14 protein-coding genes are annotated in these 22696 nt (G+C 47.8%); 4 read left to right on the plus strand and 10 right to left on the minus strand.

Going from position 1 to position 22696, the window contains the following annotated elements; translation table 11 throughout:
- Positions 1 to 474 precede the first annotated feature (474 nt).
- Together ACXAH1_RS16510 and ACXAH1_RS16515 are read left to right on the plus strand one after the other, a co-directional pair.
- The gene (locus ACXAH1_RS16510; protein ID WP_253110204.1) at positions 475 to 870 is read left to right on the plus strand and encodes a hypothetical protein; all 396 of its coding nucleotides are present in this window, start codon (positions 475 to 477) and stop codon (positions 868 to 870) included.
- 356 nt (positions 871 to 1226) lie between these two features.
- The gene (locus ACXAH1_RS16515) at positions 1227 to 3800 is read left to right on the plus strand and encodes a reprolysin-like metallopeptidase (RefSeq protein ID WP_475198156.1); all 2574 of its coding nucleotides are present in this window, start codon (positions 1227 to 1229) and stop codon (positions 3798 to 3800) included.
- 61 nt (positions 3801 to 3861) lie between these two features.
- Here the strand turns inward: ACXAH1_RS16515 and ACXAH1_RS16520 are convergent, their stop codons facing one another.
- The 4 genes from ACXAH1_RS16520 to ACXAH1_RS16535 all read right to left on the minus strand — a co-directional run bounded on the left by ACXAH1_RS16520 (position 3862) and on the right by ACXAH1_RS16535 (position 7382).
- Positions 3862 to 4884, minus strand: coding sequence for a glycosyltransferase (locus tag ACXAH1_RS16520; protein ID WP_253110198.1), 1023 nt, complete (start codon positions 4882 to 4884; stop codon positions 3862 to 3864).
- A gap of 4 nt (positions 4885 to 4888) precedes the next feature.
- Entirely contained in the window at positions 4889 to 6007 is a 1119-nt protein-coding gene (gene glf / locus ACXAH1_RS16525; RefSeq protein ID WP_475198157.1) for a UDP-galactopyranose mutase, read from the minus strand.
- Between the two features lie 276 nt (positions 6008 to 6283).
- Entirely contained in the window at positions 6284 to 6706 is a 423-nt protein-coding gene (locus ACXAH1_RS16530) for a ribosomal maturation YjgA family protein (protein ID WP_475198159.1), read from the minus strand.
- A gap of 34 nt (positions 6707 to 6740) precedes the next feature.
- Complete coding sequence (locus tag ACXAH1_RS16535; protein WP_475198162.1) at positions 6741 to 7382, minus strand: glutathione S-transferase family protein; 642 nt, start codon at positions 7380 to 7382, stop codon at positions 6741 to 6743.
- A gap of 326 nt (positions 7383 to 7708) precedes the next feature.
- Here ACXAH1_RS16535 and ACXAH1_RS16540 point away from each other — a divergent pair, with 326 nt between their 5' ends.
- Positions 7709 to 8893 (plus strand): cellulase family glycosylhydrolase, encoded by a 1185-nt coding sequence (locus tag ACXAH1_RS16540; RefSeq protein ID WP_475198164.1) that lies wholly within the window; start codon positions 7709 to 7711, stop codon positions 8891 to 8893.
- Between the two features lie 52 nt (positions 8894 to 8945).
- Here the strand turns inward: ACXAH1_RS16540 and ACXAH1_RS16545 are convergent, their stop codons facing one another.
- The 5 genes from ACXAH1_RS16545 to ACXAH1_RS16565 form a co-directional block, all read right to left on the minus strand.
- On the minus strand, positions 8946 to 9317 hold the full coding sequence (locus ACXAH1_RS16545) for a nuclear transport factor 2 family protein (RefSeq protein ID WP_475198166.1): 372 nt from the start codon (positions 9315 to 9317) through the stop codon (positions 8946 to 8948).
- Between the two features lie 47 nt (positions 9318 to 9364).
- Entirely contained in the window at positions 9365 to 9736 is a 372-nt protein-coding gene (locus tag ACXAH1_RS16550; protein ID WP_475198168.1) for a hypothetical protein, read from the minus strand.
- Between the two features lie 184 nt (positions 9737 to 9920).
- Entirely contained in the window at positions 9921 to 12185 is a 2265-nt protein-coding gene (locus ACXAH1_RS16555) for a S9 family peptidase (protein ID WP_475198169.1), read from the minus strand.
- 166 nt (positions 12186 to 12351) lie between these two features.
- Positions 12352 to 14979 carry a TonB-dependent receptor plug domain-containing protein gene (locus tag ACXAH1_RS16560; protein WP_475198171.1) on the minus strand — a complete coding sequence of 876 codons (2628 nt, stop codon included), beginning with the start codon at positions 14977 to 14979 and terminating at the stop codon, positions 12352 to 12354.
- 313 nt (positions 14980 to 15292) lie between these two features.
- On the minus strand, positions 15293 to 16462 hold the full coding sequence (locus ACXAH1_RS16565) for an outer membrane protein assembly factor BamB family protein (RefSeq protein WP_475198173.1): 1170 nt from the start codon (positions 16460 to 16462) through the stop codon (positions 15293 to 15295).
- 374 nt (positions 16463 to 16836) lie between these two features.
- Here ACXAH1_RS16565 and ACXAH1_RS16570 point away from each other — a divergent pair, with 374 nt between their 5' ends.
- Entirely contained in the window at positions 16837 to 21261 is a 4425-nt protein-coding gene (locus ACXAH1_RS16570; RefSeq protein WP_475198175.1) for an AMP-binding protein, read from the plus strand.
- Positions 21262 to 21399: 138 nt separating this feature from the next.
- On the opposite strand, the gene ACXAH1_RS16575 is transcribed toward ACXAH1_RS16570, so the two are convergent.
- The gene (locus tag ACXAH1_RS16575; protein WP_475198177.1) at positions 21400 to 22629 is read right to left on the minus strand and encodes an MDR family MFS transporter; all 1230 of its coding nucleotides are present in this window, start codon (positions 22627 to 22629) and stop codon (positions 21400 to 21402) included.
- Between the last annotated feature and the right edge of the window lie 67 nt (positions 22630 to 22696).

Raw genomic sequence — 22696 nt, forward strand, 5'->3', positions numbered from 1 at the left:
ACAAGACAGATCTTAAGCTTAGTTAAGCAACGCGCTTAGGCAAAATTTTATAAACAAAATGTAATACAAACATTGGGTATTCAAGTTATCTGCATAAGAGCAAGCCAGGTTAAATATGAAAATATTCATTAGGCGACCTCGCACCATAAGTGAGCACACACATACAAACTATAAAAGTCAACAATGAAAGTTAAATTGAATGATTTTTGCACTAAAATAAAATTATATAAATAAAACTTTCTTTATTTCGTCTATTTATCGAAACATAAGTTTCATGATAATGTACCAACATTGGTCCTAAGAAAGACACAGGGGCAAATACCCCATTGGTTTTCTTCAGCTGTGGTAGGGCAAGGCAAACACAGATGTCTGCCTGACTACAGTGACTTGTATCAAGCTGTTTCAACGTGCGTATGATTCGAATGACGCACAGGAAACGGGTTGATTAACATCTATCAAAAAGGAAATTTAACCATGAAAAACGCGTTACTTGTTACATTACTCTCACTTGCAAGCACCACAGCAATTGCAGCAGTCGCACCAGGCGAGCATGCGCCTGTCAGAGCTGGATATGCCAGTATTGATGAAGTGATTGAATATGGCAGACAGTATCAGGAGATTAAAGCTCAGCTACTGGAGTCAGGATATCGCCTGCAAGGATGTAATCAGCATGTAATTAACTACTTTGTGCAGCCCGCTTCGCCCGTTTACTTGTATGCACAAACTGAATGCACATACTCTCGCTCCGTTGGCGGAGATTACTCACTGGAAACAGATTATGCCATGGTCAAGATTGACGTGGACTACCATCAGTTCAACCAGCTGTTCCACGAAGGGGCAGTCAACGTGAACTATGTAACGGTTTACTAAGCTAAACCTATACCAATTTGGAGTAAATTAACTTCGCCGAAAATTCGGCATCGCGCTTTGCTCTGAAGACTCAACGGGCTGCTTTTCACACGAGAAGCGGCCTTCGCATACAGCCCTGGATGTGTCCATTAAATTCGTTTAATTAACGTCCCTGCCGCGCCAAACGTTAAGAAATCCCGGCATCTGCGCCAAGCGGTTTCTCAGGGGGAGAGCATGCTCTGATACGCCCTTTAAGAGTAAACGAATAGCGCAGCTCAATATGTATCAGCACTGCTACAAAAGCCAGACAATCTGATACCCCGCAACCCCATCTAACCAGTTACAGTTCTATTGAAGCATATCAATGGGATACAATTATGAAAAAACACCTTATTGCACTGGCCTTGTCACAATTTATGTGTACTTCGGCACTGGCCTCGCCCTCTATGTGGCATACTCTGGAGCAACAGCGGACTGCGGCACAAAGTGCCCAGCGTCACTATCTGTTGGATCATCATGCGCTTTCATCGCAGCTTGAAAAGCTGACTCAAGCGCAGACTATTGAGCTGATGCTCCCCTTACCTAACGGTGAACTGGTTGAGTTTATTGTGAGACCAAGTCAGGTTATGGCACCGGAGCTGGCTGGTAAGTATCCGGGGATTAAAACTTTCCGTGGACATGAGAAAGGCAATCCAGCTCATTCTGGCCGTTTCGATTTGGGACCACACGGTTTCTATGGTGTATTTAACCATCAGGGGCAGCAGGTTTATCTGGACCCGCAACCCCAATCGGGCGAACACCATTACCGCAGCTATCATGACAACAGCCAGGCTCTGAGCAAAAAAGCGTTCAAACAGCACGCCCCCAGAAAACACAAGAGTGACTTGCATCAGCGCCATCTGCTCGAACAAGCTGCCCAAAACAACACACTACAAGCCATACCAAACACACAGATCACTTACCGCATAGCCGTTGCTACCACTGGCGAATACGCTCGCTTTCATGGCGGCACTAAAGAAAAAACACTGGCCGCCGTGGTCACTATGCTCAATCGAATCAATGATGTTTATGAACGTGACCTTGCCATTAAGTTTGAGCTGGTTGCCGACAATGACAAGTTACTTTTTCTTGACCCCGATACAGACCCATTCGCTAACACTGATGAAGACATCGACAAGATCAGTGAACAAATTAATACCCGAATTGGTGCCGACAACTATGACATAGGCCATCTGGTGGGGACTGGTGGTGGCGGCCTCGCCGGGTTCGAAGTGGTCTGTACTGAACTGAAGGCCGAGGGGATAACGGGTAGCGAAACGCCAACCAACGATGCCTTTCATATCGATTATGTTGCCCACGAGATAGGCCATCAGCTGGGGGCAGATCATACCTTTAATGGCGAAGCCGGCGCGTGCGGCGGTAACCGGGCTGAAAACAGTGCCTATGAACCGGGCAGTGGCTCTACCATCATGGGCTATACCGGCATTTGTGACGAGCAGGATCTCCAGCCCAATTCAGACCCTTATTTTCATATTCATTCTTTGGATCAGATGAATCGTTACGCCAGAATGTCATCAGGCAAAAACTGTGGTGTGCATACGGAGCGCGGCAATTCACGCCCCGAAGTGAACGCGGGTGCCGACTACACCATTCCGGCCCGTACACCCTTTACCCTCACCGGCAGCGCAACAGGCAAAGCACAGGACACACTCAGCTACAGCTGGCAACAGTTTAACCTGGGCGGAGCGTCAGCTAGTAAAGCTGACGACAGTGTTGATGATGGTAAACGTCCTCTGTTCAGAGCCTTTAATCCGCATAACGCACCACAACGTACATTGCCAAAAATGGCAGACATACTGTCTGGCCAGCCGAGCTTCGGCGAAGCCTATGCAACCACAACCCGCAAACTCGACTTTCGGCTGGTTGTCAGAGATGGTCAGGGAGGTGTCAGTGATGATGCAATGCAAGTTTCTGTGGTTGGCAATGAACAAGGTTTTGCCGTCACCTTACCTGACAGCTCAAGTCAATGGCGCGGTAATACGCAACTGGTAAAGTGGCACACTGCAGGTACTGAGCGTGCGCCCGTTTCCTGTGAAAATGTCGATATATTGCTTTCCAAAGACGGCGGTAAGACATTTGACATTGAACTGGCCAAACGTATTCCCAACTCAGGCCAGTCTGAGGTACAGCTTAGCAACATCAGCACTGAGCAGGCGCGAATTCAGGTAAAATGCCACGACAATATCTTTTTTGCGGTCAATAAGGGCAACTTTAGCGTCAATGCTGACTCAACTGGTGAAGTTGCACCTGTGATCACAGGACAGAAGCCCCTAAGCCTCACAGAAGACAGCAGCATACAAATAAAACCCGACGACCTGATATTAGCCCGGGCTGTGACATTAGATACCCTCACTTTATCCGGCGGGCAAAACTATCAGGTAACGGGTACCACTATTACGCCGACGAGCAATTTTCATGGCGAACTGAACGTGCCGGTAACAGTCTCCAGTGGTTCGTTGGTCAGCGCGTCATTTGCACTCAAGGTCACGGTAACACCTGTCAACGATGCACCTGAAGCGCAAAACGATACCTATACCCTTGACTTTGATTCTAAGAATAATTCGCTGGCAGTACTGGACAACGACCAGGATGTGGATGGCGATGCGCTGAAGATCAGCAAAGTCGACTATCGGGGTAAAGGTCAGGTGACTATCAGTGGCAATGCCTTGGTATATACCCCGGCAGCAGGGTTTTCAGGCGCCGAGACTTTCCGATACGATATTGAGGATGGACAAGGTGGCAGCGATTTTGCGACCGTTACGGTGACAGTAAAAGACAATCCCAATCAGGATAACGGCGGGGGTGACAAAGACGATGACGATTCAGGCTCATTCGGCCCCTGGGCGATGCTAAGTGCCCTGTTATTATTCGGCAGAAGACGCCGTCGTTAATCGCAGAAATGGCCAGCAGCATAAAAATGCTCTGGCCATGATTCATATAAGACAGTCTTGCTTAGGACAGTCTTTCCAGTGCACGTGTTAGATATTGCCCGGACTGTACATCCGCTTTAACTCGCTGCACATTTTGCTTCATCTGGTCAATTTGCTCCGGTGTCAGCTCTGCAAGACGGGTTTTAATGTCACGCAGTGAGCTTACTTTGAAGCCTATCCCTTGCTCTTCAACAAAATCGGCCATAGCCGCTTTATCCCAGATGATAATCGGCATTTCACACAGCAAATACAGCGACAGTTTATGCGGGTTATTGTACTTAAGGTACTGACCCGTCACACCATCACAGGTATCCAGTGTGTTACCATACCAAACCAGACCAAAGTCTCCATCAATGTGATCGATTACTTTATCTGATGGAAAACACCCCTTGTAGTCCAGCATGGTATTGTTGATGTTTTTAACTTTCTTCTCATCATAACCAACACCATACAGATCGAACTTAAAGTTACCACGCTCCAGGGCATCCAGCTCATAAACAAACGGCCCCATATTTCCGGCAAAGACCACACGGATTTTGTCATAGTCCGTTGGGGTGCGCTGAGCATTCGGATTATCCGTATGCAGATAATCAAATGCTTCAATATTGGTGATCTCACTTTGAATATTCTGCTCTTCAAACCAGGCGCGCATCTTGTCGTTGTGTACGATCAGCTGATCCGATTTATTGAGCATATTGATCTCTTTTTCTGAGTGACCATACTTGCCTTTGAGGCTGCGCACATCGTGTACCAGCGTCAGCACTTTGCTGTTTTTAAGTTTGGCGCCCCACAAACAATAGCCATAGAACTTGTTAAACGGGTACTGAAGACACACGGTACTACCCGATTTCAGTCTCAACAAGGCCCAGCTGACACCCAGCGCACTGATCAAGGTACCCAGCACCGAATTTGCGATCCAGGTTTGTTTAAAACCAATGTTTTTCCAGCCATTGTTCTCCAGAATGGTTTCGCAATCCATCTTGGCTTTACCCGCCGCATCAAACTTGGAACGGTAGTTTCTTGCGATATAAACTTTACGACTCATGATGTTATGCCAATTCCTTACTGGTTAGTGCGAGTGCCGCCTCAATGGTGTCATCCATATCATAATATTTGTAGTCCGCCAGACGGCCACCGAAAATAAACTTGTCTGCATACGGCGCAGTCTTTGCCAGTTCCTGATAACGAGCTAACAGGGAATTATTGGTTTCGTCGTTGATTGGGTAGTAAGGCTCATTGTCTTTACTGAACTCATGCGGATATTCTTTGGTGACCACAGTTTTTTCCTGCGTACCAAATTCAAAGTGCTTGTGCTCCAGGATACGTGTGTAAGGTACGTCACGCTCAGTGTAGTTGACTACGGCATTGCCCTGGTAGTTTTCTTCATCCAGCACTTCGGTTTCGAAATGCAAACTACGATATTCCAGCTTGCCAAACTGACACTCAAAGAACTCATCAATTTTACCCGTGTACAGTACTTTATCTGCCATTTGGTTGTATTTCTCGGCATTTTCAAAGTAATTGACACCCGTTTTAACTTCTACCCCGTCAAGCAGCGCATCAGTCAGAGCATTGTAGCCCCCAATCGGGATCCCCTGATAGCGGTCGTTGAAATAGTTGTTGTCGAAAGTGAATCTAAAAGGAAGTCGCTTAATAATAAAAGCAGGTATCTCAGTGGCCGGGCGGCCCCATTGCTTTTCGGTATAGCCTTTAATCAGCTTTTCATAAAGGTCGCGACCACCTAAAAATAACGCCTGCTCTTCCAGATTTTTAGGCGACAAATCGGCATAAGGTGCACGCTCCTGAGCAATTTTGTCTTTCGCCTGCTGTGGTGTAGTCACTCCCCACAACTGGTAAAACGTATTCATATTAAAAGGCAGGTTATAGAGCTTGTCTTCATGCCTTGCGACAGGCGAGTTGACGTAATGGTTAAACGACACAAAACGATTGACATAATCCCATACCTGCTGATTACTGGTATGAAAAATATGCGCACCGTACTTATGCACATTGATCCCTTCTACCTGTTCACAGTAGATATTTCCGCCAGTGTGATTACGCTTATCAATCACCAGCACTTTCTTGCCCTGATCGGTTGCTTCTCGCGCAAATACAGCGCCAAACAGGCCGGCGCCAACAATCAGGTAGTCGTATTGAGCTTCATTCATTTAAATTTGCCTTTTTGAATCGGTCTTGGGCTCTATCGTAAGCGCAAAACTATATCAGAAAAAGTGAAGAAATGATTAAGCGAGACAGAGGAAATTCGAAAATACGTGCCGATATAAGCACTAATGTGGCAAATTTTAATCTGCCTTCACTTTCATCAGAATAAACCAATCACCCTTTGTAACCACCAGTAACTGTGGCGGTACATAAAACCCGGGGCACTCTGGCCAGTATCAGACCGTTAATTAGCAAACCTTATGCAGGAAAAGCGGCTTTTTTTAGGCCGATTGTACTTGCCTGCGAAAGCACCACCAATCCAAACCCGCAGCACTAAAAATACCCACCGAGTAACACACCAGATCACTGAGTTTAAAACCAAAACCCAGTACCAGAGCACCAAGTCGGGTATGGCGGATATCATTGATCCACTGCGCCTGATATAGCTGAGAGAATTCAATGGAAAAAGAAAATACCAAAGCCAGACAGATAATGACTCGGGTGCGCGCCGCGGGCTGAATACAGCAGAACAACCAGAACACCATCATAGCCCACAGTGTGTCTCCTGCATAAAGCGCGAGCAGCTTAGGCAACTCAACAAATGAAGCACGAGAGAGGAGCCCCAGGAGAATCGTCATCAAGAAAAGGCTAAGATATAGCGCAACATTGCGCTTGATAATGACCCGGTTCATTGTCTGCTTCATTCGATATAGGTATATCCGTACCAACCCATTGTATTTAATAGTCTTCCCGGGCCTTTAGCTCGGTAAAATCACTCATGACCCACTTCTGATAACCAGCACGCTGTTGAAGGGCTTTATACCACTTACTCACTCGCTGAGGCAGCTCAATGTGGAGTCCTTGCGACGTCAGTCTGTAAAGTACAGCGCCTGCGGTGACATCGGCCAGGCTCAGCGTGTCACCTGTCAAATAGTTGCTGTCTGTCAGCTGCGATTCAAGGATATTCAAACATTCGCGACAAGTATTCAGCGCCTGCTCCACGGCAATCATATCGCGCCTTTCTGGAGACTTTCTGTAGTATCCCCAGAAGGTCGCCATAAAAGCGGGTTGCAATACACATTGCGACCAATCCATCCAGCGCTCGTACAGAGAACGTTGATATGCGCACGCTGGATACCAGGTCTCTGCACCATAACTGGCTGCCAGATAGCGCAATATGGTATGCGACTCCCAGACAGTCTTGTCTTTATCAATGAGTACCGGCACTTTTTTCATAGGATTGTGCTGAATAAAAGCAGGCTCATCCAAGCCGCCGAAGCGACCGCCAAGTTCAATATGTGTATATTCCAACCCTAACTCATCAAGAAGCCAGAGCACTTTTTGAACATTAAATGAGGTAGTACGACCATATAACTTCACGACATTCCCTTTTTGTTTTAATTCTCTAAGCTAAGGGGATACAAGATTATAGCTATACCCTTTAGAGGTCCATCAATTAATATCAAAACATCGCCTTGCTGATTCTGACACAAACACTCAGATTGCCCTTAGAGCAGCATATTGGTGGCCGGATAACACACATCTATCTAATTGCAATACTTAACGATCAAACCTAGACCAAAGTCTAATCTCAGTGCGCTCAATCTCAGTTATGTTGGATAAGGTCCGCTGGCGATTTAATACCTGCATCTATTCTGATACGCAGCAGATCCCGGCAGACCCAACACATGTAAAGGAGCATTATTATGAGTTATCAACATTTGATCGCAATTTCACTCACAGCCGGGCTGGCATTCAGCCAGGCGCATGCAGCAAGCTGCCAGGGCGTTAACACCTATCCAGACTGGACACAAACAGACTGGCAAGGCAACCCCAGCCATGCCAATACCAATGACAAAATGCAACATCAGAACAAACTCTATCGTGCAAACTGGTGGACCCGCTCGGAGCCGGGCACCAGCTCAGCCTGGCAATACCTGGGTCGCTGCGATTCGGGTAATCGCATTACGCCCGTTGAACGATATGGCAAGCTGAGTGTCTGCGGGACCGGCCTGTGTAGTGAACAGCAAGAAAAGATCCAGTTGCGTGGCATGAGCAGCCATGGCCTGCAATGGTATGGGCTTAATAAGTGCCTGACCGATGCCTCGCTGGATGTACTGGCACAAGACTGGCAGGCAGATATCGTGCGTCTCAGCTTGTACGTGCAAGAAGGTGGCTATGAGACCGACCCGGTTGGATTCACGCAGCAAATGAATACCCTGATTGACATGGCAAGCCAGCGCGGCTTGTATGTACTGGTAGACTGGCACCAACTCAACCCGGGCGATCCGAACTATAATCTGGCGCTGGCCAAACAGTTCTTCACGGACATCGTCAGTGCTAACAAAAACCGGAACAATGTGATTTACGATATCGCCAATGAGCCAAACGACGTCAGCTGGCCAGAAGTTCGCCATTATAGTGAGCAAATTATTCCGGTGATCCGCACTATCCAACCTGATGCACTGATCCTGATAGGGACACATGGTTGGTCAACCTTTGGCGCCTCAACGGGGGGAAGCATACAGGACGTCATTAATGATCCAGTGCCATTCGACAACATCATGTACACTTTCCACTTTTACGCAGCATCGCATAAAGACTACCACCGCTCAGTGTTAGATCAGGCATCCGATGTGTTGCCGGTTTTTGTCAGTGAATGGGGCACTCAAAACTACGATGGTGACGGCCCGAACGACTTAATCAGTTCACAAAAGTACATTGACCTGATGAAACGCAAAAAGATTAGCTGGACCAACTGGAACTACTCCGACGATTTTCGCAGCGGCGCAGTTTGGCAAAAAGGAACCTGTAACACTCAGAACTTTGTCGACAGCCAGCTCAAAGAAGCAGGCACCTGGGTCAAGGGCTGGATAGAAGAAGGAAGATAGAAATATGACGCTGTCTGTGATTTAGCAGACAGCGCTCTTTTGGAAGGTTCAGCTACACCAACTCAAAGGGCGAGCAGGCTGTGCCCTGATGATATTTCAGCTGCCATTTATCACCCTCTAACACCCAGACTGAGCAACGCTGCGCAAAATCAGACGCCTTCCCCGCTTTATCGACCAGCGCAGATTGGTAACGTAATAAATGTACGCCCGGAGCCAATTCATTGCAGTGATAATTTTGCGAATGCACGCTCAACTTTGACGGCATTTCATTGCCCATCATGGCAACAATAGAATCAAAGTTGTAACAGGTGCCCGACATACCCACCTCAGAAAAATCGACATGTAACAGACGCTCTATGGCTGCGCGGTTTTGCCTTGTTTCATACTGGTGTAACGCTATTTCCTGTGCAATTAACTTTTCCATATTACTGCCTTGTGTACTCATCTCACCTGTTTACTTATTAACATAGTTTAAGCACTGCGGGTAAAATTTTGGCTTACATCAGAGAAAAAGCACAGGCACAGGATCATGCCAGTCAACATGGCTTCAACCGCAAACAGTGCGTTCTGAGCACTGGATGACACAAAAAAGTCTGTACCAAAGAACCCGAGTAAGTAGACTGCGGGCATACTCACAGCGTAAACCCAACGTCCAATGTTAGAAAAGATAAGTAAAGACACACTAGCGACCAATCCTGCGACAGCAAGTACACTGGCAATCCAGTCAAGTGCCGTCAATGCCGTTTTCTGAGTGTGCGCCTCATATTCGGCTAGCAATGGAGGTAAATCTGGCGGACTGAAGACTGCATGAAGGAGGGTAATAACCAGGGTCAACCAACTCATTAGTACTATTGTCCTGAAAACACTCACACTCATATTGCATCCTCTGCGTATTCTGTTTTCTACAATTAAGTGGATTATAAAGAAAACCCAAAACAGGTCCAGCGTTGATTTAATCAACAATTTGATTCGCCGGGCACGCAGAGAAACAAGTATTGAACGCGACCCGGCTGCAACCTGATCTCAGTTACTTCAGATGGCGCAGGAAATAATCCCACCTGAGCCGCACAAAATGAGGGTGTTCGTCGAGCACATGGCCCATATTGGGATAGATCATCAAGTCAAAGTGCTTATCTGCCTTGATCAATGCAGACACCAGCTGCATGGTTGCGGCAGGATGAACATTGGTATCCAGCTCGCCGTGTGCCAGCAATAATTTGCCTTTGAGGTGTTTAGCCCAATGCAGATTAGACTGTTTGTCCCACTCAGGTGTTACCGGGTATCCCATCCAGATTTCGTTCCAGCCCGCCTTGTCAACTCGAAAATCATGGTTGCCCGAAGCCGCGACTCCGACCTTGAAGAAGTCCGGATATTTAAACAAAGCATGAGCCGTATCATAGCCACCAGCGCTAAAGCCAAAGATCCCAACCCGATCCATATCTATAAAGGTATATCGCTTTGCAAGCTGACGGATAGCAGCAACATGATCATCAGCACCACCGCCGAGGTTTTTAAATGAATACTCATGGAATGTCCGACCCCGCTTGTTGGTGCCTCGTCCATCCATTTTTATCACCACAAAACCCAGTTCAGCCAGTGCATTCGCCTGGCGCGAGTAAGTGTTAAAAGACTTAGGTGTAAAAAAGTTATGTGGTCCGGTATATATGTCGTCAATTACGGGATAGCGTTTGCTGGGATCAAAGTCTGATGGTAAATACATCAAACCATAAACAGTCGTCTTACCATCTGCTGCAAGTGCTTCAAAAGGTTTTGGTGGACGCCAGCCAGTTGCCATCAGCGCACTGATATCAGCACGCTGAATCTCTTGCAAAATGTCACCCGTGTGACTATTGCGTAACACAGTGACTGGTGCCTGGGTCGCAGTTGAATAGGTATCAATGACAAATTTAAAGTCAGGAGATAAGCGCGTATCATGCTCTGCTGCTTCAGGAGTGAGCAAAGTCAATCCACTGCCGTCGAGATTAACTCGGTATAAATGCCGAAAATAAGGATCTCTGTTTGGTTCTCGCCCTGACGCTTCAAAATAGATCTGCCTGCGTTTGATGTCCACCCCACGGATCACCCGAACCGTCATCTTTCCCTGTGTAATGGGGTTGAGCAATTTACCACTACTGGCCTGATATAAATACAAATGCTGAAAGCCGTTACGCTGAGAGCTCCAGATAAAAGCGTCCAGCTCAGGCAGCGCCCGATAAGTCTGGACCCAGGGATCGACATATTTATCATCACGCTCCTCAACCAAAGTACGCACCTGAGCTGTTTGCGGGTCAATTTCCCGCATAAAATACTGACGATTCCCTCGTCGACGATCATGGTAAACATAGCGACCGTTTTCCTGCCACCAGCCCCACAGCGCACTACCATAATAGGTCTGCATTACCGGCGGCGCATCCAGCTTTGTCGCTCGCTTCTTCGCAATATCCACCAGCACCAGGCTGGCTTGTGGTAATGTCTCCTGCCCTGCCGATGGGTAATAATAATGTACCGCTTTTGGCCTCAGGCTCGTCTCATGATCAGACTGAACCAGGGTATATAAGTCTGTGCCACGGCGATCCAGCTGATAGGTGATTAGATAGCGGCTGTCTTTGGACCACGCCAGTGAAACGCCTTCACGCTGATAGTCTGTGCCCGCCTTAAAGCTGCGAGCCGGATTCGGATGAGTTGCAGCATAGGGGTTCTCCTCAGTGCCATCCCGGGTAAGTACAGTCCGCTCTTTCGAGTGCCGATTGACTAATATCAGATTGTGGTTTTCAACGACCACCTGCCAAAGTCCATTCGCAGAGACGCCTTGTTCTGGTTCTTCGGTCTGCGTTAGCGCCAGGTTGTCACATTTGTATTCAGGCAAGATACAAGACCATTGAGTCTGTTCAATATTAAATTCCAACCGAGACTCGCTGAGCGTAATTTGCTTGAATGGTAATCGCGCTGCTGACACCTCTGTCAGGCCCTCTGCGCGCAACACATCGGCAATTTTCTGATGATCAAACGCCGCAGACTGTGTGTTCTTACTCGGGTCAACCAGCACAAAGCGGTGACCTTGGCCGTGCTGCTGAACAAACCAAAAACGACTCCCCTCATCCAGCCAGTTTGCAGTCAATTTATCGTTTTTGACTAAAGGGGCGAGATTTTGCGGCAAAAATTGTTCAGCCCGTAAATAGAGCTTCTGACTATCTCTTTGTTGCTCTGCCTTTGATTTCCCGACGGGAAGGCTCTGACAAGCTGTCAGTATCAGGCTTGAGCTGACTAATAGTGCCAGTGTACGCTGTAACATAAGACGGTCTCCTAAACCAAAAAAGCCCACCGTACTAAAGTGATTCGGGTAGGCGGGAGAAATACCAGGTTTTCAGCCCAGTAGGGCTGAGCTTGGGCTGCTCAAGTGAAAATACCGGCTGCCATCCACGGGCATACACTGATGTACATGCCCGTCAGAGTTTCAATTAAAATGAATAGGTATACTTAAGCTGAATGGTTCTACCTATGATGTTGTGAACACGTGTAGTGTACCCTCGAGTGTATTCGTCATTGACTGGCGGCAGCTTGTCAAAGGCATTAGTCACAATGACCTTTAGCAGACCGTATTCATCAAAGTTATACCCAGCGCCCAGATTGACGGTGGTCATTGAAGGAAAGTCCTGCCATTCTTTGCCAATTTCAATGTCTTCTGGCGATTCACCATCGAACGAACCTATGTATCGGACGGTTGCGAAACCTTCGAAATCACCATAGCGATAATTGGTTTTGAAACTAGCCCGATACTCGGGTCTGTTAATAAAACCAACATGCTCATAAACAGGATCCGAATTGGTCTTCTGGAATTCATACTTAAGTACTTTGCTCAGTTCTAAGTTGAATTTCAAAGTCCCCATGTCTTCAAGATCAACTCTGGCGGCGAATGACGCATCTATACCCGATGTATCCAGGCCCAGATAGTTGGTCACAGTAGAGCCAATCTCAACCATTTCATCTTCACGAGGCAATGATGTGTCACGCTTTACATACAGCCCACTGTAATTGCCCAAGTTACCTAAGTATTCTTCATCAAGTACCGTGCGCCCGCTAATGTCTTTGATCTCATTGGTGATCTCAATATTCCAATAATCTAATGTCATATCAAAATCTTCTGTTAGATTATAGGCAAAGCCAAAAGACACCTGCTCTGATTCTTCTGGCTCCAGATCAGGGTTTGAAAACGAGCGGACTGGCACGCTTTGATTGTCACATAAGTCTGACGTAGCGCGTTGCGCTTTGGGAACTGGGTTGCAATACTTGGGATCCCATAACCCATAGTAGCCAATACTTTCCTCACCGATGGCTTCATTCAGATCTGCCACACGAAAGCCCTGACTGAAGGAGCCTCGAACAACCAAATCTTCTGTCGCTTCATATCTGGCAGACAGGCTACTCGATAACTGCCCCTGATCAGGCAAGCTATATGAGTCATACCGAGTTGCAGCAGAGACGGTCAATGTATCAAGTATCGGCGCTTCAACCTCTAAATAAGCCGCCCGATAATTTCGGCTACCCACAACATCGCCACCATAGGCGCCTTTGACGTTTCCTGAGTTTGACTGTGCATCTTGCTCATCAAACAATTCCAGTGAACGGTATTCGGCCCCGATAGCATAGCCAATTGCCCCTCCATCGAGCTCAAATGGGAGTGTGCTTGACCAGTCAATCGTTACGGCCTTGGTCGTACTTTTACCCAGTCTGTGTTGGCTATGACGAAAGCTGTCCAGCACCTCTTCTGTCGCTTTATCACCACCACCATACGCAAGGGGGTTGTAGAGGCCCTCTTCAACCGCTTCATCAAACTTATCTACGAAATAGTAGTAGTTTGACTCCTGCACAAAGCTATCTTTACTATGTGCCAAATTAACTGACAAACGACCTTCATCAAGGTCCCAGTTAATACCGGTGTTGATATCCAGTAACTCTGTTCTAAATGTAAACTCTCTGGGTAATGCGCCTTCCATGTAGTGATAATATGTAATATCACGTGCGTCGGCAGTGCCGGCTGTCGGGTTATTTACGTGATCTGCTGCGAGCGTACCACTCGCCCACATAGGAGTAGCCGATGTGAAGTTCTTATCGCGTGTGTGCAAAATGGAGTTATAGAACTCAACATCATCATTAATTTCATAGGTAAAATTGGTGAAAATTGATGTTTTTTCAACCTTTGGCAAGTAGTACTTCCCATCGAAGACATCGTACCCACATTGCTTACCCATATTACCGTCACGGTCGCGAATGTTTTCTGTAGGGCAGTCCGGGCCCGGGCTATAAATCCGCTCCCCATCTTCATTTTCATAGCTGTATGACCCCCACGGAGAATAGCGAGAACTCCAGCGCTTTTCATTATGCTCTGCATCTAAATGAGGGCGGTCACCGCCGCGCAGGCTTTCGTTCGTCTGGTGCTCCAACACAACAAGTATCGAGCTTTTATCATTGCTGGTGCCATAGGTCAGTGCGCCACCTTGCTGCCCTGCTCCACCACGAGTTGCATGTGATGCATTCACGGAAAGCTGCATACCGTCATAGTCTTTCTTGGTAATAATATTGATAACCCCACCCATTGCATCAGATCCGTATATTGATGATGCGCCATCCCGCAGGATCTCAATTCTTTCTACTACTTCAATGGGTATCAGATTGACGTTTGTGCTTGAGCCATAGTTTGAAGCAGACGTCGCAACACGACGGCCATTCACTAGCGTGAGGGTACGGTTGGAGCCTAACCCTCTGAGATTAGATGCGGAAAAATTACCCGCAGAGTTGTTTGAGTGGGCAATAGAAGTACCTGCTGAGTTAAAAATACTTTCAGCCAAAACACTGGCTATGTCGTTCAGCCCCGTTGCCACTATGTCTGATTTCGAAATAACAGAGACGGGTTTCGCTGTTTCCATATCTGTTCTTTGGATCCGCGAGCCTGTCACCTCTATCCGCTCAGGCTCATTCGCTCCACTTTCATCATTTGCTGCGGCAAACGAATGACCACTGGCAGACGCGACCGCTAAAGCAACCATATTCATGACAAAAGCCCGACTTACATTCCCATTGTGACGCATTACTGTACTCCTACGTGTATCAATTATTATTTTTCCTGATGGAGCAATTACCAAATTCAATAATTTGTCCCCAGTACCATACTTACGCTACCCTCAATGTATATTGTATGCAATATATTAAATATCAATCCGGCAAAAATATGACAAAAGTATGGTTCTAAGCACAATTAAATAAAGTAGGAAAAAGACTTTAGTAGTAAAGAAATATGACAGCACCAGATAAGTGCTGCCTGAGAGAGAAATGTTCAGCTATTTTTAGATTTACCAAATCTAAAAACAATCCGATTTTTATCAACTAAGAAGAGCGACGCCATTACTCTTCAAAAACATGCACATAACCATCCAGGTCCGGCACTATCACTTTGCCATAACCCACAGCCGGCGCACCATAGACGCCACCGTGCACAAACCCGTCAATAGCTTTGGGTTGATAGTGCCACTGCTGCTGACCTATCTGACCATCCACAGCAAAGAAGCCGCGCTTGGTCTCATACCAGCCGGGTTCATCATGGCCTGTCGCACCGATATACACAGTGCCATTGCTCACAACCGGTTGTCCCCAGCTCCAGCCACCGGTTTCGAATTGCCAGATCAGGTTACCACTTCGGGCATGAAACTTATTGAGTAAGTTGGAATCTGAGCTGCCGATATAAAAGTGCTCACCATCTGCGGCGGCTGTTGCCGATGACTCAACCCAGGATCCGCCCGGATACGCTTGTTGCCATAGCAGCGCACCACTGTTTGGGTCCAGTCCATACAGATGGGTGTCCCGAGAGCCTATCACCAGCACATCGTCCACCACCAGTGGGCTGGAAGTCAGTGCTCCTTTGGTTTCATATTGCCAAACCCGTTCACCACTTTGTGCGTTCAGGGCATACACCGAGCCATCCCAGCTGCTGACAAACACTAAGCCGTTATAATGTGCTGGTGTGGTGCGAATTTTACCCTGGGTTTTAAAGTGCCAAAGGACCTCACCAGAAAATCGCGAAAGCGCATAAAGCTGACCATCGCCACTACCGATAAAAACTTTATCGCCGTGGACCAGCGCACTGGATTTGGTATAGTCAAACTCCCATGGCGCATGATTAGCCGGTAAAATGCGCTCTACATCCGCATCATTCAGACTGGTGCGCCACAATAACTTCCCCTGCCAGCGATTGAGCGCATAAAGGTAACCATCATCGCTGCTTACAAAGATCTGATGATTTTTTATAGTCGGCTTTGAACGCACCAGGCCACCCGTTTTAAACGACCAGGCGAGTTTGGGTCGGTCAATATTCAGGGCATAAAGGTGGCCATCATCACTGCCAAAATATGCGGTATGGTCGCGCAGCGTAATGCCTCCCCAGTTTTCTCCTTTCACCTGATAACTAAACAGATAATCGCCACTGGCAGCAAGTGCAGTCTGAGCGACATCATGGCTGAGCCCGGCAAGTAGTAAACTGGCCAATCCAAATTGTTGAAGTGTTTTTACTGAGTTCATGGTGTTCTCCTTATGTGGTTTGCAGTCACACTGGAGAAACACGGCTTAAATGTCCTGAAAGTGTGCTGAAACATTCTTAAGGATCCTTAACCCTAACTATTTAGTTTTCAAACCGACTAACGAAATACTGTTAGATGACTGTTTTTAAAGCTTTTAATTTCCATTCTCCAGCGCTAAACCTCTTATCAATGACAAAAATATGAAATTATTTATACAACTTCACATTCTTTGCGCATTTCCTTTCTAGCTTTAAATACAGCGAAGCAGTCGGCTGCTTTGAGTACATTTTGGCACCGTTTCACGACACATCAGACCTGTGGGCAGAGTTCTGGGATCAGTACTAAAACGGGCAACGCCACAGAAGGAATATTGAAATGAACGATTTAACAACCAAACAACATACACTGAATGCGTTTAAATCACGTGTTATCTCACAACTGGGCTGCCACGAGCTGGTCCATGAACAATTGCAAATTGCGAACGACAGTGTACTGAATCCCGACACCCTGAAATACCACATTGGGGGCTTGTTTCATCTGCAAGGAGATCTTTGCGCACAGGACCTGGTCAAACAGGTTACTTTAGTATTTAACCACCTGTGCGGCGAAAGCGAGCTGGATCTGGATATGACACAGACACTTGCCGATCAGGCACAGGCCCGGGCATTTTCTGAGCAATTTAAACAACGCCCGTTTGAACTGGCACACGGTGCACTGGTGCGTATTGCATTAAGACCCGCGGCACAGGGGGGCTATTTTTTGGTGTTAGTTGCCCACCATATTTTACTCGACGGGCTCAGCCTTTACCGGCTGTTTTGCAAGGCGCTGGCGATGCTATCGATGTCGGTTGAGAAGATCACCACCGAACTGGCTCAGATGCGTTATCACAATACGCACAAGTACTCGGCCCACCATCTGGCATTCTGGCAGACATACCTGCAAGACTTACCCGATTTTATGTTTGACTATATTCCGCCAACACAGGCAGGCACACAGACACTAAGCGCACACTTTTCGGTGCCCAATACTCAGATACATGCGCTGCAAAGTCTCTGTCAGCAACACAATGTGGGTTTTCATGTTTACATTGCCCATCTGCTGGGTGAATTCTATCAGCATCATTTTAAGCAGTCCGTGGTGGTTGGGTATGCGCTCAATAATCAGCGCAGAGACCAGCACAGCTATGGCATGTCATCTAAAGTGCTACCACAGATAGTGTCGCCAGCCGGGCAAACCTTTATCGATTCTGTCAAGTCGCTACAATCCGACTTTAATCAGCTGTTTCGAAAAAGCCAGGTACCGATTGGTGAAATCAATCAATGTGCTGCGGTGTCGGCCAGTGCCCGCAATTTGGTGTTTGATGTCATGATAAACTACCTCAACCCCGGCGCTTTGCTGGATGATATAGACGGGGTCGAGCTTACCAGTGAAATGCTGGTGCAATCCGATCACTCTCATCCGGTGTCTGTTAACTTAGTATATAACGAGCACAGTGGCATGGAGGTCATGCTCAGTGCCAATCCGGCTTACGTGACACCAGCACATCTGCAGCAACTGAGCGCACTACTGGAAAAAGCGCTGCGTCAGGGCGCACAACAGACACTGCAGTTTAGTCAGCCCCATGAAATCCCAGCGCTGAATGAATGGCAATTTACACGTGGCAAACGTCACCCGTTGAGCGCTTCTGACCTGCCAGGTCGGGTGATCCGCTGTACTGCAAACAATACTCCCGAGGCCGTGGCGATCCGCGACCATCATGGCAAACAGTATAGTTATCAATGGCTCCATTCACGCCAACAAAAGATTGCCCATTGGTTGCTTGCCAATACCTTGGCGCAGCAAAACATCGCGGTGGTTATGGAGCATACTGCCGATATGGTTGCAACCATGCTGGCCTGCCTGAACACGGGCCGGGTGATAGTGCCGGTTAACGCCGATGCTGAGGTCAGCTATGTCGAAGACATACTTACCCGTGCCAAAGCAGCGTGTGCAATTGTGGACAACCCTCACTGGGCCAGCGCACTTAGCCAGTTTAACGTTGCCACCATAGAGTCTGTCTGTGAGCCGCAAAACAGCGCAGGTGCTCAGTTACATAACCACGCTGTGTGTCTGGATTCACTTGCTTATCTGGTCTTTAGCTCCGGTACCACCGGTGTGCCCAAAGGTATTATGCTGGCACAGCGCACACTGGCAAATCTGTGCCTGCATCACCGCCTTGATCCCAACTTGTCTGCTCCGGCACACGTGCTGAACACCACAGCTCTCGGTTTTGATGTCGCCATCCAGACCATACTCACTACACTGTGCTGTGGAGGCACTTTACATCTCACCACCTCAAATGTGCGCAAAGAAGCGGCCAATATTCTCGATAATGTCGTCAATAATCAGATCTCCAGACTGATAGTCACCCCCAGTTTGCTGCATATACTGGCCGCTCAGGCAAGCTTTATTGAGAACCCATTTGAGACGCTGAACCAAATCGTTGTGTCTGGCGAACAAATGGTGATGAGCGAGCAGGTACGTACCTTCTTACAGAACTCAGGCGCCACTTTAATCAATCAATACGGGCCCGCCGAAACCCATGTGGTTACTCAGCACAGCCTCCATGATTTGGCCTCGCTGGCCAACGGCGATGCGGTACCCATAGGTCGGCCTATATGCAATGTCAGGCTGGCGATGCGTCAAAGTAGTCACCTGAAAAGCGACAACCAGGGAGTGTTATATATTGGCGGCCCCAGCGTAGCGCTTGAATATATTCAGGCTCCTCAGCTCAGCGCCGAGCGATTTGTCCACTTGCCCGCACCTGCACACGCATCGCTGTTTTTTAATAGCCGGGACCGTGTTATCAGATTGCCAGAAGACAGATTATTGTTCAGCGGCAGGGAGGATGACTCGGTTAAGGTGCGTGGCCGTTTTGTAAACCTTAAAACGGTGGAAAAACGACTCATGGCCATCGCTGGTGTCGCCGATGCCTGCGCGACCACATACCGTAGCCATGGTGTGATGAGGCTGATTGCCTTTGTGACCTCCACCGCTAAGGAGCACGACCTGTCATCTTTGAATATTCGCCAAAAACTCCTTGATAGCGCACCAAACTGGCTGGTGCCAGACACCTTAGTGCCCACTGGCACTTTCCCAAGAACCGCTAATGGCAAGGTCGATACCAGGCGTTTGCTGGCCGAGTTTGAAAACAAACAACACGCTCTGACTTCGACTGACACTGAGCAGTCCAGCCAGAAAAGCCTCATTGAGCAACAAGTGCTGGCCGTACTGGCACAAAAATGCAGTGTTCATCCACCCACCCTTGAGGAAGACTTACGCACCTGTGGCATGGATTCACTCAGTATCATCATCTATCTGACCCATTTGTCGGAGACCTTTGGGCTGCAACTTAATACCGATGACTTTATCGCGAATCCAAGTGTGGCAACTATCTCTGCCTATATTCAAACGGCTCAGACCACCTCGCCAATCTCTGTTGCACCAGGTCAAAAGGTGAAAAAGTTAGGCAAAGATCATGCCCCGGCGACCTTCACTCAGACGAACATTTTTCGTCAGTGGCAGCAGGGCAACCTGTACAATATGTTTCAGTGTTTTGCGGTTCAGGGCGCAGTATGCCCAGCGCGAATGCACCTGGCCTTTGCGCAGCTGGTTAACAGCACCCAACTGTTTAATAGCCGCTTTGAAATGCGTGGCGATACCCTGTGGTGTTGCAACAATGGCGCTGACGTATTAAATCCTTTCGAGCACATCGACCTGAGTCACCTCAGCTCACAAGCGGCTCAGGATGCACTCGAGCTGCACTGTAGTGAACAAAAAAGCCATCGCTTTGCACTGGAGCAGGGCGAATTGATCCATGTGAAACTACTTACTTTGCCACACAATCAGCAATATCTGTTGCTGAATATTCATCACATCATTACCGATGCGGTCTCAAACATTAATATTATCAGTGCACTAAAGCGATACTATGATCAACAATCAGAGCAGACACCACACACGCAATCGGTAGACTTCTTTGACTATGCCTGGGAAGAGCAACGTTTCTTCGGTGCCGCTGAAGGTAAGCAGATTGTCAGCGACTACCAAAAAGCGCTGACCCAGTATTCACCCTACCCTAAATTCAGGCATTTGAATGGTGCACTCTGGACACCGTCGCTGTATCGGACTCAGTCTTGTACCCTGGTGGATTTCTTCAGCCAGTCTGCTGCACATACGGGCGTAAGTCAGATCCAATCCCTGGTAGGCGCAATATGTCAGGTCTTTTCAGGCTACCTGATGACACCCGAGATCCTCATGGCGGTCACCTTTACCGGACGGACTTCAAGAGAAACACGCGATATGATAGGCCCGCTTTACAAAGTGGCCCCGTTGTTGGTCAAACCCGATGAGACACACGACTTTAAAGCGTCCGTCGCCTTGGGAGTGGCCAAAATCTATAATGAATGTGTGCCTGAGTTCACTCAGGTTATTGCACAGCCGTCGCTGCGCGAATATCTGCCCTACTTTAAGCTCAATTACATTACCAACAGTAATCAGCTCCTGGCGCTCGACTTTGATGGCTTTACACTACAACCCGAAGATCATGGCGATCAGGAAGATGTGATCAAAAACATGGGCGTTTCACGGCGGGTGCCGCTTAATATTGTCGCGGTGCAGTCAGGTGATGATCTTGTTATGAACTGGCACTACGTGGAAGGCGCTTTGTCCAACACTATGATATCAAGCATGATAACCGGCTTTTCAGAGTTACTAATTATCACTGAGCAGAAGGCGCCACTGAAATGCTATGGGGAATAGCCAAGATAGCCTGACCCACTCCGCAACCCAGCCTCTATAACTCCCATCATTAATCAGCCCGGCTTTCACGCCGGGCGCACTGCTCATCAAAATTAAACTGTTGCAGGCGTGGTCATTCAAGCTGACCACGCCTGCAACTTAAACCTCATGTACCACTCTGGTTGTTTCTTTCAACTGAACCTCGGCAATCTTATAAAAGGCCAGAGCCGCAAACGACGTCAGTGTGGTCAGCACAAACAGCATCACGCCGCTCGACAAATCCAGCACCAATCCACCTAAAATGGGCGCAAATGCATAGCCCAGAGAACACAGGCCTGCCGCACCAAAATAGCTGGCTTTTAGGTTATCGGGTGCCAATCTGTCTATATACACATTGATATTGCTGAACATAATCGCTTCACTCAGGCTAAGCACTATCATTGCAGCTATCCACCCCCAGGTATTGTGGACATCATTAAAGGCCATCATAACTTGTGACACCACCAAGATGGCGCCCCCCAGATATAGGCGATGCTCTAGGCACCAGTTTCTCATGATATGCAACAGCGGAAACTGGCAAACAATAATGACGCACGAATTGGTAATGATCACAGCAGAGATCAACCAGGCAAGTTCAGGGACTGCTGCTCGGGTAAGATACTGCACCAGGCTGGTATCACATTGCGCATACACAAAGTACACTAAGGTTGTAGCCACCAGCACCACCAGAAAAGCCCTATCTTTATTGAGTATTTTCAGCCAGTTTGAAAAGTTAGGTACTGATTGGGGTGTCACCGAAGAGACTGGCTTTGAGGGCCTGAAATACAGCAGTGCCACCAACAAGCCCAGATATGATATCGCGGTATAAATAAAGCTAAACTGCTCTCCATTGAGGCCTGCCCATAAGCCATAAAGCGGTCCCAACGCCGCGCCTACATTGACCAGAAAATACAGTAAATGTAGCGCCAGCTCCCGATCTTTAGGATTTGCCAGCTCTTCGGTTAACAAAGCTTTGCTGGGGGCTTCCCACAAGGTGCGAGGCAGACAAGCCAGAAACACCGCCACAGAGAATAACCACAATGAATTGGCCAGCGCCAGCATTGCAAAGGAAATCACCCCAACAACCACAGCAATATAAAGCATCTTGGTACGGCCAAAGCGATCAGCCAGATTGCCCGTGTAAAACCCTAAGAAGACCGCCAAAGTCGCTGAGCCAGTCAGCAACAACCCAACTTCAGTGGCACTCAATCCATAGCTTTCGTACAACATCACTGCCAGAAACGGCCACACCATATAATAACTGGCCCGCACAAAGAAATTGCCGATCAGCATCACCCAGACCAGTGGCGTGAATCGTGATAGCTGAGTTGGTAAACTACTTATATCCATACTTTTCCCTATTATCGTTCTTTTTGTGGTGGCCAGACTAATTCCTCAAGTTAAGTTCAGGTCAAGC

The sequence above is a fragment of the Pseudoalteromonas sp. AWH4_217 genome (assembly GCF_056161105.1).